Here is a 14,576-nt window from a genome sequence, read left to right as displayed (position 1 = left end):
AGCTCACCTGAAGACGTGCAGCCGGTTCTTGACGCGGACGACCCACAGCGCGCCGAGGCAGACGGCGGCGAGCAGGATCAGGCCCTCGAACAGCGGCTGGTAGAGCGGGTTGGCGAGGAGGCCGAGCGCCGAGCCCTCGTCGAAGACGCGGAAGTTGAAGGCGACGGAGCGGAGCACCAGCGCGCCGAAGAGAGAGCCTATGGCGCCGCCGATCCCTCCGTACAGCGAGGTGCCCCCGATCACGACGCTGGCGATCGAGTTCAGCGTGTAGGAGCCGGCCTGTGGGATGTCGGCGTTGCCCGACGTCGTCTGCAGCGCGAGGTAGAGGCCGCCGACGCTGGCGAAGAACCCCGACAGCGTGTACGCGGCCAGCTTGACGCGCTTGATGCGGACGCCCGACATGTACGCTGCCTCCTGCGACGCGCCGACCGCGTAAGCGCCGAGGCCGTAGCGGGTGCGGCGGTAATAGGTCCAGAGCAGCGCGAGCAGCGCCATCCAGATCGCGGGCGACGGGATCTCGCCGACGAAGCCGAGCGCGCCGTCGAGGGGGGCGGCGCCCGCGGCCTGCAGCAGCTCGTTGAGATCGAACGTGGCCGCGAACGCCAGATCGCCATCGACCTGGCCGCCGGGCGTCGGTCTCAGGAACAGCGCGACGCCGATGAAGATCGTGCCCGAGGCCAGGGTGGCGATGATCGGTTGCAGGCGTCCGTACACGACGAGGCAGCCGTTGAGCAGGCCCGCCGCCATGCCCACGGCCAGGCACAGCAGGATGCCCAGGAGATTCTCGAGCGCGCTGCCGGCAAGGACGTGTGAGGCAAGGCAGTTGACGAGCGTGATCACCGCGCCCACGGACAGATCCAGGCCGCCGGTCAGCACGGGGATCGTCTGGGCCATGGCCGCCGCCACCAGCACGAACGACTCGTTGGCGTTCTGCCCCACGAGCGACGCGCTGAAGCCCTTGGGATGGGACACCGAGTAGAGCCCGTAGAAGAAGACGCACAGACCGACGGCCACGAGCAGGCCCTGGTTCTGGCGCAGGCGGAGCTTCCAGTCCTTCATCGCACCTCTGATCGCGCGCGCTCGGCTTCGCGCTTCGCGCGCTCAGGCCCGCCGCGCAGACCGAGGGCCAGGTCCAGGATGTTCTTCTCGGTGATGTCGGGCCCCACGAGCTCGCCCTGCACGCGTCTCTGGTAGAGGACGAGCACGCGGTCGCAGCAGCCGATCAGCTCGTCGTAGTCCGTGGTGTAGAAGAGGATGGACGTGCCGGCGTCCGCCAGCTCGCGGAGCAGCTGGTAGATCTCCTGCTTCGTACCGACGTCGATGCCGCGGGTGGGATCGTTGAGCATCAGCAGCCGCGGCTCCGTCATCAGCCACTTGGCCAGCACGACCTTCTGCTGGTTGCCCCCGGACAGCGACGACACCGGGTGGTCGAGCGAGCCGATCTTGATCTGGATGCGGCGCACCATCTCGTCGATGCGCGCGGCCTCGCGCCGGCGGTCGAGCACCACGCCGCGCGTGAACTTGTCGAGCGACGCCAGCGACAGGTTCGCGGCGATGGCCATCGGCAACATCAGGCCTTCAGTCTTCCTGTCTTCGGGCACGAGGGCGATGCCGTGCGCACGGTCCTTGGCCTGTCGCGGGCTCGCCAGCTTGACCGGCTTGCCGTCGATCTTGATCTCGCCGCGCAGATCCTTGAGCACACCGAACAAGCCGAGGAGCAGCTCGCGCTGGCCCTGGCCGTCGAGCCCGCCGATGCCGAGGATCTCGCCCTTGCCGAGCTTGAACGACACGTTCTCGAGCTGCTGCTCCCAGCTCAGGTCGGTCACCTCGAGCAACGTCGCCGGGAAGCTGCGGGCCGCCGGCTTCGGCGGGAAGACGTGACCCATGTCCCGCCCGATCATGAGCTCCACGATCTGGTCGTCGCTGCGCTGGCCCCTGGCGAAGGTCTCAATGTGCCGGCCGTTGCGGAAGACCGACATCACGTCCGCGAGCTCCTTGATCTCGTGCATCCGGTGCGAGATGTAGAGCATGCCGACGCCCTGGGCCTTGAGCTCGGCCAGGAGGTCGTAGACCTTCTTGACGTCGCTGCTGGTCAGCGCGGAGGTGGCCTCGTCCAGGATCAGCAGCCGCGGGTCCTTGCCGAGCGCCTTCGCGATCTCGACCATCTGGCGGCGCGAGAGCGGCAGGTCGCTGACCCAGGCGTTCGGGTTCACGCCCTCGCAGCCGACGCGCGCCAGGAGCTCCTCGGCCCTGCGGACCTGCGCCTTGCGGTCGAAGAGCCCCAGGCGGCTCGTCGGCATGGTGATGCCGATGTTCTCGGCCACCGTCAGCGTCGGCATCAGGGACAGCTCCTGGAAGACGCAGACGATGCCGGCGGCGTTCGCCTCGATCGGGTGGTCGAACCGGACCCGCTCGCCGTGGAGCAAGAGCTCCCCGGCGCTCGGCTTGACCACGCCGCCGATGATCTTGATGAGGGTGCTCTTGCCCGCGCCGTTCTCGCCGAGGATCGCGTGCACCTTCCCCGCCTCGCAGGCGAAGTCGACGCCGCTCAGGGCGGTGACTCCGCCGTAGTGCTTGGAGACGGCCCGGAGCTCGAGAAGCGGAGCGCTCACCGGTTCGGTCATGATGCTGGGGCGCCCCCGGGGCGCTGCTTCACGTCTACTTTACTTCTATTTCACGTCTATTTTACGTCGGATTCCGACTCGTTCATGATCTTCACGCCCGAGATGTTGACCCCGCAGGGCGGGAACTCGTTGGGCGTGAAGAAGTTGTCGGAGAGCTGGGAGAAGAAGTTCTCGCCGTCCTTCAGCGTGGTGTGATCGGCGGCGGGGATCGGCACCGAGATCATCTGCGGCAGCACCTTGCCTTGCAGGGCCTCGAGCGCCGCCTTCATCGCGATGGCCGCGAGCCCCGGCGACTGGCCGAGCGACAGGCCCTTCATGCCCTGCTCGTGGTGCTTCGCGATCAGCTTGCGCACGCCGTTCTCGGCCTCCGTGGCGACCGGGATCGGCTTGTGGCCGGCGTCGAGCAGCGCGCGGACGGCGCCCGTCGAGCCGCCCTGCGCGAAGAGCGCGTCGAACTGGCGGTGCACGGCCAGCGCGTCGGCCACCGCCTTCTGCGCCTTGCCGTCGTCCCAGCTGCCCACCACCTCCACGATGGTGTAGCTCTTCCCCGGCGCTTCCATGACCTCGCGGAACCCGACGTGGCGGTCGCGATCGACGGAGTTGCCCTGCAGGCCGCGGACCTCGAGCACCTTGCCCTTCCCACCGAGCTGCTTGTCGAGGAACTCGCCCCACTGCCGCCCCATCGCCAGCTGGTCCTCGTTGACCTGCATCACCTTGTCCGTGTCGAGCACGTTGTCGAACGGAACCAGGACGACGTCCTTCTTGTCGGCGAGGCGGATCACGCGATCGAAGCCGTCGGGGCTGACGGCGAGCGTGACGATGCCGTCGAAGCCCTGGTTGATGAAGTCCTCGATCGCGCCGAGCTGGGCCGCGACGTCGGTGCCGGTCGACACCACCTTGAACTCCTTGATCAGCGGCGCGATGGCCGGGTCCTTGGCGAAGGCCTTGGCCGTCTTGACCATCTGGATGCGCCAGCCGTTACCGACGTAGCCGTTGACGAGCGCGAGGCGGAACGGCGGCTTTCTCGCCGTCCACTGCAAGTACTTGGTGTCCTGCTTCCACGGCGCGAAGCACTCGGGGTTGAAGCCGGGCCCTGGCACGACCGTGGGCCCGCGCCCGCTCGGCGCCTGCTCGGCCGCGGCGCTGGCGGAGCCAGCTGCGGCCTGAGTGCTGTCGGGCTTACCTTTGCAGGCAGACAGGCCCCAGAGCCCGAGCGCGCAGCTCAACACCGCCACTGCGCGCCGCGCCGGTCCACGAGACTTCAGATGGCCAATCGACATCGTGCGGCTACCTTTCGAGCAAAGAGACGTGGTCGGAGAGAACCCTCTACGGCCCATCACACGTCGTCGCGTTCTCGCCTGCGTGCCGCCGCATTGCTCACGGAAGCAGCACGGAGGCACAGACGATCCGCGGTTGGCGAGCGACGGTGTCGCGCGTCATTCCCGGGGCACCACGTGGACTTCGCGGGCGCCCTCAAAATTCAATGACGTGCTCGGCGAGGCTCGTGGCGCCTACCACGAGACATCTTCTGGTTTCGGGGGCTAGGAAATCCAAACGCGATCCGAAAGTCAAGCTCCTCGTCGTGGCCGTCCCATCGTACAGCCACGCTGCACGCGCTCGTTGAACGAGGAGCCCTTACGCGATCCGTCTTCCTCCTGGAAATTTGACGCTATATCAAAACTTATGTGCCAGAGGAGCTCCGCTCAGCGGCGATGGCGTGGCCGAGGAGCCCGATGATGCGTTCCGCATCGTAGACGCAACCACCCCAGCTGCCGCCGCTGGCATCCTGAAGCGCAGCCCAGAGTCGCGTGTCCGCGTTCACTCGGCCGTCGGGTCGAAGGGCCGGACTGGGCGAACGGGCGGCAAGACCGGCGGCATCCACGCCCACGACGTCCACCGTCCCCTCCAGCCTGCGCGTGTCGATCCGGAGCCTGACGCGATCGCCGTCGCGCACGCGGCCGATGGGTCCACCCGCCCACGCCTCCGGGCTGACGTGGCCGATGCACGCCCCGGTGGAGACGCCGGAGAAACGGCCGTCCGTGACCAGGGCGATGTGGTGCCCGTCCTTCACGTGCTTGAGGGCGGAGGTGATCTGGTAGGTCTCCGGCATTCCGATACCGGGACCGATGCCGATCAGCACCATCACGTCACCCGGCTGCACGGCGCCCGTCTTGATCGCCTCGATCGCCGCGTCCTCGCTGCCGAACACGCGCGCAGGTCCCTCGTGCAGGTAAACGCCGTCCGGTCCGATCACCTGGGGAGCGATCGCGGTGCTCTTCACGAGCGCTCCCTCGGGCGCGAGGTTGCCGCGCAAGAACGTCACCGTGCTGGTGAGGCCGCGCTCGCGCGCCTTCCCGGCGGACATGATCACGTCGTCCGGGTCGATGTGGTCCAGCTGCTGTAGCTTGTCGCGCAGGCGCCGGCGCCGCTCGCTGCGCTCCCACCACTCGAGGTTCTCGCCCAGGGTCCGGCCGCTGACGGTGCGCGCACCGAGCCGCAGCAGGCCAAGCTCGCGCAGATGGAGCATGACCTCCGGGACGCCTCCCGCGAGGAAGACCTGGACCGTGGCATAGTGTCGCGGCCCGTTGGGCAACACGTCGACGAGGCGCGGAACGAGGGCGTTGATGCGCGCCCAGTCGTCCACCGTGGGGCGTCGAAGCCCGGCCGCATGGGCGATCGCCGGCACATGGAGCACCAGGTTGGTCGACCCGCCGACGGCGGCATGCAGCACCATGGCGTTGTGGACGGCATCGTCGGTGACGATGTCCCGCGTGGTCACGCCACGTCGCTCGAGGGCCATGAGCGCGTGCGCGGAGCGGCGGGCGAGGTCGCGCCAGATCTCGGCGCCCGACGGGCTGAGCGCGCCGTGCGGGAGGGCGAGCCCGAGCGCCTCCGCCACCACCTGGCTCGTCGCGGCCGTCCCCATGAACTGGCAGCCGCCGCCGGGGGAACCGCAGGCGCGGCAGCCCATCTCGGCGGCGTAGTCGAGGCTCACCTCCCCGCGCGCATAACGCGCCGCGAGGGTCTGGACCTTGGCGGTATCCTCCGCCTCCTCCGCGAGCAGCGTGACGCCTCCCGGCACGAGCACCGTGGCGAGGTCGGGGGTGCCGGCGAGCGCCATCATCATGGCCGGCAGGCCCTTGTCGCAGGTGGCGACGCCGAGCACCCCTCGGCGGGTGGGCAGCGAGCGGATCAGCCTTCGAAAGACGATGGCCGCGTCATTGCGGTAAGCGAGGCTGTCGAGCATGCCGACGGTGCCATTGGTCCGCCCGTCGCACGGATCGCTGACATAACCGGCGAACGGAATGGCCCCGCTGGCCGTAAAGGTGCGGGCGGCCTCCTCCATCAGCAGCCCCACCTCCCAATGTCCCGTGTGGTACCCGAGCGCGATCGGCGCGCCGTCGGGCGCGCGGATTCCCCCCTGCGTGCTGAGCACGAGGAACTGCTTCCCGTGCAGGCGCGCAGGATCCCACCCCATCCCGGCATTCTGCGTCCAGCCGAACAGCTCGCCGCTGGACATGGCGCGCAGCTGCTCGGCCCCGAGCGGGAGGCGCCCCGAAGGTCCGGGCGCGGTGGTACGCAGGGTGTAAATCGCCTCGCTGCCGGACTCGAACACCGGGTCGTGGGTCATGCGCCGGGCGGGATGGGGTCGCGGGTGGCCTGGCCGTCGACGAGACGTGATATCCCGAGCGGGTTCTCGTCGCGCAGCTCCCGCGGGAGCAGCGCGGGCGGGCACGACTGGTAACAAACGGGACGCGCGAAGCGGAGGATGGCCGCGGTTCCAACCGAGGTGAAGCGCACGTCGCTGCTCGCTGGGTACGGCCCGCCGTGGTGTATGGCGTGCGACACCTCCACGCCCGTCGGGTAGCCGTTGAAGATGAGGCGGCCCGCGACCCGGCCGAGGACATCGACCAGGTCCTGGGCGGCGGCGAGATCGTCGTCGGTCCCATGCAGCGTGGCGGTGAGCTGGCCGTCGAGCGCGCCGAGGAGCTGAAGCAACTCTCCGCGGTTCGAAGCGGTGACGAGCAGCGTGTACGGCCCGAAGATCTCGTGCGCGAGGTGCGGCTGCCGCGCGAAGTCGGCGGCGGAGACGCGAGCGACGCGCGCGCCGGTGTCGGTCAGCCACTCCACGCCTTCCAGCTCCCGCACGGAGCGGTCGAACGCCGCCTGGATGCCGGCGTGCAGCATCACCCCGGGCGTGATGGCGCGGGCTCGGCTGGCGACCGACCGCGCAAACCCATCCCATTCAGGGGAGGCCAACCCCAGGACGAGCCCCGGCTTGGTGCAGAACTGGCCGACGCCGAGCGTGCACGAGCCGACCAGCCCTTCGGCGATCACGTCGCCGCGCGCGCGCAACGCGCCGGGCAGCACGACCAGCGGGTTGATGCTGCTCATCTCGGCGAACACGGGGATCGGCCGCGGGCGGGCGGCGGCGGCGTCACAGAGGGCGCGGCCGGCGCGCGTGGACCCGGTGAAGCCCACGGCCTGGATGGCCTCGTGGCGCACCAGCGCGAGCGAGACCTCGGGCGAGGCGCCGTGCACCATGCCGAACACGCCCGCGGGCAGGCCCGCCTTCTGCACGGCGGAGCGCAGGGCCGAGGCCACGAGGTCGGAGGTCCCGGGATGCGCCGGGTGGGCCTTGACCACGACCGGGTTGCCCGCGGCGAGGGCGGAGGTGGTGTCGCCGCCGGCGACGGAGAACGCGAGGGGGAAATTGCTCGCGCCGAAGACGGCGACCGGGCCGATCGGCCGCAGCATGCGGCGCACATCGGGGCGCGGGAGCGGCTTGCGGTCCGGCAGCGCGGGATCGATCCGGGCATCGACCCAGGAGCCCTCGCGCACGACGGCGGCGAAGAGGCGCAGCTGGCCGGTGGTGCGGCCGCGTTCGCCTTCGAGGCGGGCGACGGGCAGCCCGGTTTCCCGGTGTGCGGTCTGGATCAGGGGTTCGCCGAGCGCCATGATCTCGTCGGCGGCGGTCTCCAGGAAGCGGGCGCGCATCTCCGGCGCGAGGTCGGCGATGGCCCGCGCTGCCGCGGCGGCGGCGCGGGCGGCGGCGTCGATCTCGGCGGCGGTGGCGTCGCGGAAGGCGCCGAGTTTCTCTCCGGTGGCGGCGTTGTGGGCGAAGAATTCCATGGGTTCAGGCGGAAGCGAAGTTCACGAGCGCAAAAACCGGATCGACCGATAGGTGCACTTCATCCTTCTCCTGGAGCGTGAACGTACCCGGGGGCATGGGCGGAACCGAGGATGAACGTCTCGAGCTTCGTGAGCTTCATGAGGTGCCTCGTCCACCTCAAGATACCGGGTTCGCCAGCGTGCCGACGCCGGGGATCGCAATCTCCACGACGTCGCCAGGCTCCAGGGTGAACGAGTCTGGTGGCACGATGCCGGTCCCGGTCATGAGGACGACGCCCGCGGGGAAGCTCAGCTCGCGCGTGAGGTAGGCGACGAGCTCCTCGGGCGCGCGCCGCATCCTCGCGGTCGAGGTCTCCCCCGCGAACACCGCCTCGCCCTTGCGCCGGATCGCGAGATGGATGGAGAGCGCGCGCAGATCCAGCCCGGGCTCGTCCGCGAGCGCGATGGCGGGGCCGAGCGCGCAGCAGCCGTCGTAGATCTTCGCCTGCGGCAGGTAGAGGGGGTTGTCGCCCTCGATGGACCGCGACGAGACGTCGTTGCCGGCCGTGTAGCCGACGATGCGGCCCGCCGCGGACACGACGAGCGCGAGCTCCGGTTCGGGCACGTTCCAGCTCGAGTCGCGCCGGACGCGCACCGGCGCGCCCGGGCCGGCCACCAGGCGGGGCGTTGCCTTGAAGAACAGCTCCGGGCGATCGGCGTCGTACACGCGGTCGTAGAAGTCGCCGCCGCCGGCGCTCTCTTCTTTGCGCGCGCTGCGCGAGCGATCGTAGGTGACGCCCGCCGCCCAGACCTCCTGCCCGTCGATCGGGGCGAGCAGCGCGACGTCGGGCGGGAGGGGGTGGGCTGCGGCGCGCGCGCGCGCGTCGCGCACCGCGCCGAGGGGATCGGGCAAGGCGAGCCACGAGGCGACGGACGCGAACGCCTCCGGGGACGCCGCCGTGAGGTCGTGGCGCGCTCCGCGCTCGTCCTCGATCCCGAGGCGCGGTCCGCCACCACCCGAAAACCGAAACAGCTTCATGTCCGCGCCTCCCTGTCGCCGCCGCCGCGGGAACGCCCGGGGGTCACCGTGGGCGCAGCGTCGAAGGTAATCTCACACAGTCGCCTAACGTCGACCGCATGATCCACCATTTGCGCGCTCTGTAAAGTCACTTTTTCGCTCGCGCCGCTGCTCCTCTCGTGCGCGCCGTGCGCGTCGTGCGCGTCGTGCGCGTCGTGCGCGTCGTGCGCGTCGTGCGCGTCGTGCGCGCCGGCCCCGCCCGCGCCCAACGTCTCGCCGGAGACGGCCGCGCCTCCCCCGCGGGGCCGGGGCCGCCCCTCCCCGGCCGCCCCGCTCACAGCCCCATGCAGCTCGCGTAGTACGTCACGGTGGCAGGCCAGTCCGAGAAGACGCCGCGGACGCCCACGTCGCGCGCGAGCACGTCGAGCATCACCATCGTGTCGCCGTCGTTGTCGATGCTGTCGGCCACCGACTGGTAATAGTAGCCGCCGCCGGTCGAGAGCGGCCCCGAGCGCTCGAGCGTCCACGTGATGATCTCGAGCCCCGCGGCCTTGGCCGCCTCGGCGTAGCCCGAGGGCACGATCTTCTTCTTCTCGTCGAGCGTCACCAGCGCGAACAGGGGCGGCGCGACGATCTTCACGCCCTGGTCCGCGAGTCCCTGCATCCCGGCGACCGCCGTCTCGTAGCCCTCGGGCGTGTCGACGCGGTCGTCGAGGTACACCGCCTGCGCGCCGAACTCCGGTTCTTTCTCGATCCAGTAGAGCACGTCGTCGAGGCTGAAGGACTGCGCGAACACGCTCTCCGGCTCGACGCCGGCGTCCTTGTACTCGTCGATCATCTGCTGCGCGTAGGCCTCTTGATCGTAGTCGCCCTCGTACGGCATCTCCACCTCCGGGGCCTTGAGCTCGGGGGTGAACTTGACGCCCAGGCTCGAGAAGAGCGCGATGCTCTCGGCGTGCGTGAGCAGCGTGCCGCAGGCGGCGTACAGGTCCGTGCGGAACGACGGCGTCGCGGCCATGTACTCCTCCACCGTGGCGGCGTCCGGGTTCGCGGCGTCCATCTTGCCGCAGAGCTGCTTGAACTCGGCGAGCGTGATGTCGCTCGTGCAGCATTTCGCCGACGCCGGCGTGCCGGCCTCGGCGTCCGCCGGGACGAACGGCTCCGAGCACTTCGCGGCGAGCTCCGGGATCGCGAGGATGTTCGTCGTGGTGTGGAGATCACACTGCGCATGACGGCACACGAGCCTTCGATCCTTGGTGAACGTCACGTCGCACTCCAGGATGCCGGCGCCCATGCGGGCGGCCGCCTCGTACGACTCCCTCGTGTGCTCGGGGAACTGCATGCACGCGCCGCGGTGGCCGATCGAGAAATCGGTGCGCTCGAACGGCCCCTCGGAGCACGCGAGGAGCGCCTCCTTCAGCGCTCCCTCATCCATGTCCTCGACGAGGTAATACGGCCGCGGGCCGAGCTGGACGCTGAAGGACGCGCTCTCCTCGTCCGGGGGCGGCGGGGGTTCCTCTGACGCAGCCGGGGCGGCCGCAGGCTCCACCGACTCGCCGCCGGAGCAAGCGCACACCGCAGCGACCGGCAGCGCGAGGAGCGCCAGGGCAGCGCTCGTTCTGGCGCGCTTCTTCATCATGAGACACTCCTTCTCCACAGGTGCATTGAAGCCGGGACATTATGTCGTTCGTTCCCAAGGAGACGTGTCTCGAGCGAAACAAGGACGTGTCATGTCTCCGCGCGCCGCCGAGCCCAGAGCGCGCCAGCTCAGGGAGTATTGCGAGCGCCGGAATACACGCCCCCACATGGTCGCGAATTTTTTTCGCGCCCGTCTGCCCACCCTGCGGCACCTCCTCGATGCGCGAGCATGCCGTCATTCTGAAGCGCGGGGAGAACGCCGATCCGGATTGCTGCCGGCCGCGGCGGCCTTGTAATCTCTATTTCATGGCGTTGTATTTCTCTAAATATTGGGGTGCGTGCGTGGTGGCGCTCAGCCTGGGAGCCGTGCTCGCCGCGTGTGGTGCGCAGGGCACGGCACGCACCGAGACGTCCGCTTCGTCGGGCAGCGGCGGAGACGGCGGCGGCGGCGGCGCCACCACGGGTGGAGGGAACGGCTCGAGCTCGAGCGGCGATTTCAACCCCGCGGACCCGGGCGTCGGGGGCAGCGCCCCGGTCCCGCTGGGCTTCACGGTCGAGCCGAGCGACCTGCAGACGATCACCGTCGCCGTGGGGCAGCCAGCGCCGACGGTGAGCTACACGGCGACGTTGATGGACGCCCCGATCAACGTCGGATGGTCGGTCGATCGCGGCGAGCTCGGGGCCATCGGCGCAGGGCCCGCGAGCATGGCCACGTTCACCCCCAAAGGGACCACCGGCGGCCTGGTCACCGTGCGGGCCGGGCTGAACGGCGAGACGGTCCAGCGAAAGATCCTGATCCAGCTGACCGCCGCGCAGAACGGCGCCGACGCGACCGTTCCCGCCCAGGCGCAGCAGATCGCCACCGACCCGACGCAGCTCACGCTCGGCGGCGGCGTCGGCGGGGTCGGCGGCGAGGGCCTCGGCGCGGCGGTCACGAGCGAGGCCCTCCTCGACGCCCTGCAGCACCCGGCCGGCGATGGCCGGGCCGAGAAGCTCGAGTTCCTTTACCCCTACGACGGCACGGTCTGGCCTCGAGGCCTGCTCGCGCCGCTCCTGATGTGGCGCTGGACGCCGGAGGACGCCGACGCGATCCAGATCGAGCTCAAGACCACGAGCGGCTCGTTCTCCTGGAAAGGGACGTTCGCGCGGCCCGAGATCCTGGCCACCACCGGGGGGCCGTTCATCCGGCACCCGATTCCCCAGGACGTCTGGACGATGGCCACCGACAGCGCCGGAGGACCGACGCCCGACGGCTCGCCGGACAGGCTCACCGTGAGCCTCACCGTCGCGCGCGAGGGCCAGGCGTACGGGCCGATCTCCCAGACGTGGACCGTCGCCCCGGCCCGGCTGTCGGGCGTCATCTACTACAACTCCTACGGCACCTGGCTGGCGGAGAACCTCGACGGGGCCGTGGGCGGCAATGGCCGGTTCGGCGGGGCCGTGCTCTCGATCAAGGCGGGCGACACCGCGCCTCGGCTCGTCGCCGGGGGGAACGGCGACACCAGCCAGTGCCGGGTGTGTCACTCGGTCGCGGCCGACGGATCGCGGATGGTGGTCCAGAACGGGATCAACTCCTATGGCGTGAGCCACGCCTACGATCTGACCCCCTCGGGCGCCGTCGAACACGACCTCTCGGAGGCGGCGCCCTTCGCCGCGGTCTCTCCGGATGGATCCCTCGCGCTCACCCAGGCGGGACGGCTCCTCTCGCTGCCCGGCTCCACGAACCGCCCGACCTCCGGGCTCGACGACGTGGCGTACGAGCTCGGGACGCCGGCGTTCTCGCCGGACGGCTCGCTCGTCGTGTTCAACGCGAACTACGGCCCCGACGCGAACATCCGCAAGAAGCTGTTCGTGATGCAGTTCGACGCGGCGACCGGCGCCTTCACCGATCCCGTGGAGATCGTCGACGACACCGGCGAGCCCGAGGGCACGCGCCCGGGGTGGCCGGCGTTCCTCCCCGACAGCAAGTCGGTCGTGTTCCACCACCAGACCGCCGCGAGCAACGAGGGCGACGACTTCGGCGATCTGAGGACGCGCCGGGGCGCCAGGGCCCACCTCGCCTGGGCGAGCGCCGATGGCTCGGGCGCGCCCGTCCCCCTGGCTCAGCTGAACGGGAGGGACGCCGCGGGCGGGCTCTACCTGCCCAGCCTGAGCGCGCCGGTCGAGATGACCTGCACCGCAGACGGGACGTCGGTGGGCGGCATCGACAACAGGCACAAGGACGACGTCAACATGAACTACGAGCCGACGGTCAACCCCGTCGCGTCGGGCGGCTATGCCTGGGTCGTGTTCACGAGCCGCCGCCTGTACGGGAACGCGGCGACGATCCCGCCGTTCTGCAGCGACCCCCGAGGGGTGGACCTGATCCAGAACATCACGACCAAGAAGCTCTGGGTCGCCGCGATCGATTTGAACGCGGCGCCCGGCGCCGACCCGAGCCACCCCGCGTTCTACCTGCCTGCGCAGGAGCTGCTCGCGGGCAACGCGCGCGGGTACTGGGTGCTCGATCCGTGCCGGGCCGAGGGCGCGGCGTGTGATACGGGCGATCAATGCTGCGGCGGATACTGCCAGCCCGGCGCCGACGGCGAGCTGGTCTGCTCGAACGCCCCGCCGGACGGGCGTTGCTCGCAACCGCAGGAGCGGTGCGAGACGGCCGCCGACTGCTGCGATCCGACCAACCGCTGCATCAACGGGTTCTGCGCGGTCGAAGGGCCTCGGTAGCGCTCGGTATCCCGGCGCCCCCGCGGCGGTGGGCGGCGCGTTCAGGCTGGGGAGCTCGCCGCCCGGGCGCCGCGCGCTGTGCGCGGCGCCGGGGGCGCGACGAGCGAGATCAGGGCAGGTCCTCGAGGGGATCCGTCTTGCCGACCCCCGCGTGCTCCAGGACGAGCGCCTTGACGGCCGCCGAGCTGTCGAGCGGATACTCGTACGGGGCGCTCCAGGAGCAGTCTTCGCCGGATGCCTGGGTTCCCGTGACCTCCTCGAACACGTTGTCGATGCGGTCCGTGCCGCCGGCCGCGCTGTCCAGGGTGGTGATGGGGTTCTGGACCTTGAAGAAGTGGTTGCCCTCGACCCGCAGGCAGGCGCCGACCCGCGAGTTCACCCCCGACGTGGGGACGTTCTCGAAGTAGTTGTTGTAGACGTGGCCGTTGCCGCCGCGGTAGCTCGGGAGGCGGGAGTTGACGTTGTTGAAGCGGTTGTGATGGAAGGTGATGCGGCGGTCGCTGTCGTCGTTGTCCGACGAGCCGACCAGCATGCCCTTCCAGTGATCGTGCAGGTAAGTCCACGAGATCGTGATGTCCGAGGACTCGTGGGTGGTGTCGATGAGGCCGTCGTACTTGTCCTTGTCGGAGTTCACGGCGGGAGAGTCCGCCCAGAGCTCGCAGTGGTCGATCCAGACGTTGTGGCTCTCATCCATGTGGATGGCGTCGCCGTTGCCGCTGCTGGCCAGCACGTGGTGGATCTTCAGGTTGCGAACGATGATGTTGGAGGCCCTCCGCAGGTTGAGCCCGATGCCCTCCAGCTCTCCGCTCGACCCGACGCCCACGATGGTCTTGTCGGAGGCGACGTCCACGTCGTCGCCGCTGCCGCTGATCTTGCCGGTGATCTGGATGATCCGGGCGCCGGACCGCGCCGCCTCCGTCTTCAGGGCGTCGAGCGAGCTCACGGAGACGACCTCGCCGCCCTTGCCGCCGGTGGTGCCGTCGCCGGTCGTGGCGTAGCCGTAGAGCCTGAAGTCGGCGCCGCCCGGGACGCCGCTGCCGGAGCTGCCGCCGCCGGTGCCGGCGGTGCCGGCGGGCTGCTCGCTGCCGCCGCCGCCGGAGTTGCCGTTGTCGCCGCCGCCGCCGCTGGTCGCACCGCTCCCGCCGGATCCAGCGCTGCTGCTGGAGCTGGCGCCGCTGCCGGAGCCGACGCTGCTGCTGGGGTTCCCGCTCCCGCTGCCCGTCGGCTGGCCGCCGCCCGCTTCGCCTGGGTCCGACCCCTCCGAGCCGCAGCCGGTCGCCGAGAGCGCGGTGATGCCGAGCGTGAACAGCGCGGCGAGAGCGGCCCGAGATTCGATTCTCATAAGCAAGTTGCCTTTCCCTGATGAGCGGAGCAGCTCGCGCTGCGCGGAACGGAAAGACCGGCGCGCGAGATGCTCGCGGGAGCCTCAAAGCAACCGATATGCCCAGCAGCGCAGGGCGAGC

General features: G+C 70.1%; 9 protein-coding genes. 1 reads left to right on the top strand and 8 read right to left on the bottom strand.

What is annotated here, in order from left to right; genetic code table 11:
• Positions 1 to 3: 3 nt before the first annotated feature.
• The 7 genes from WMF43_RS08035 to WMF43_RS08005 form a co-directional block, all read right to left on the bottom strand.
• Positions 4 to 1,059 carry an ABC transporter permease gene (locus WMF43_RS08035; RefSeq protein WP_437678803.1) on the bottom strand — a complete coding sequence of 352 codons (1,056 nt, stop codon included), beginning with the start codon at positions 1,057 to 1,059 and terminating at the stop codon, positions 4 to 6.
• Positions 1,056 to 2,624 carry a sugar ABC transporter ATP-binding protein gene (locus WMF43_RS08030; RefSeq protein WP_437678802.1) on the bottom strand — a complete coding sequence of 523 codons (1,569 nt, stop codon included), beginning with the start codon at positions 2,622 to 2,624 and terminating at the stop codon, positions 1,056 to 1,058. The genes WMF43_RS08035 and WMF43_RS08030 overlap by 4 nt, the downstream gene beginning before the upstream one ends.
• A gap of 56 nt (positions 2,625 to 2,680) precedes the next feature.
• Entirely contained in the window at positions 2,681 to 3,904 is a 1,224-nt protein-coding gene (locus tag WMF43_RS08025) for a sugar ABC transporter substrate-binding protein (protein ID WP_437678800.1), read from the bottom strand.
• 401 nt (positions 3,905 to 4,305) lie between these two features.
• Complete coding sequence (locus tag WMF43_RS08020; protein ID WP_437678798.1) at positions 4,306 to 6,255, bottom strand: YjhG/YagF family D-xylonate dehydratase; 1,950 nt, start codon at positions 6,253 to 6,255, stop codon at positions 4,306 to 4,308.
• Positions 6,252 to 7,757: an aldehyde dehydrogenase (NADP(+)) gene (locus tag WMF43_RS08015; RefSeq protein WP_437678796.1), complete on the bottom strand. Its 1,506-nt coding sequence runs from the start codon at positions 7,755 to 7,757 to the stop codon at positions 6,252 to 6,254. Before WMF43_RS08015 ends, WMF43_RS08020 begins: the two co-directional genes overlap by 4 nt.
• 157 nt (positions 7,758 to 7,914) lie before the next feature.
• Positions 7,915 to 8,775 (bottom strand): fumarylacetoacetate hydrolase family protein, encoded by an 861-nt coding sequence (locus tag WMF43_RS08010; RefSeq protein WP_437678795.1) that lies wholly within the window; start codon positions 8,773 to 8,775, stop codon positions 7,915 to 7,917.
• 313 nt (positions 8,776 to 9,088) lie between these two features.
• Positions 9,089 to 10,390: a glycerophosphodiester phosphodiesterase family protein gene (locus WMF43_RS08005; protein ID WP_437683966.1), complete on the bottom strand. Its 1,302-nt coding sequence runs from the start codon at positions 10,388 to 10,390 to the stop codon at positions 9,089 to 9,091.
• A gap of 344 nt (positions 10,391 to 10,734) precedes the next feature.
• On the opposite strand from WMF43_RS08005, the gene WMF43_RS08000 reads away from it, so the two are divergent.
• Positions 10,735 to 13,113 (top strand): hypothetical protein, encoded by a 2,379-nt coding sequence (locus WMF43_RS08000; protein ID WP_437678793.1) that lies wholly within the window; start codon positions 10,735 to 10,737, stop codon positions 13,111 to 13,113.
• A gap of 109 nt (positions 13,114 to 13,222) precedes the next feature.
• Here the strand turns inward: WMF43_RS08000 and WMF43_RS07995 are convergent, their stop codons facing one another.
• Positions 13,223 to 14,455, bottom strand: coding sequence for a pectate lyase family protein (locus WMF43_RS07995; RefSeq protein WP_437678791.1), 1,233 nt, complete (start codon positions 14,453 to 14,455; stop codon positions 13,223 to 13,225).
• Between the last annotated feature and the right edge of the window lie 121 nt (positions 14,456 to 14,576).

The organism is Sorangium sp. So ce131 (genome assembly GCF_051519095.1).
GTDB lineage: Bacteria > Myxococcota_A > Polyangia > Polyangiales > Polyangiaceae > Sorangium.
This window is presented reverse-complemented; position numbering and strand designations above follow the sequence as displayed.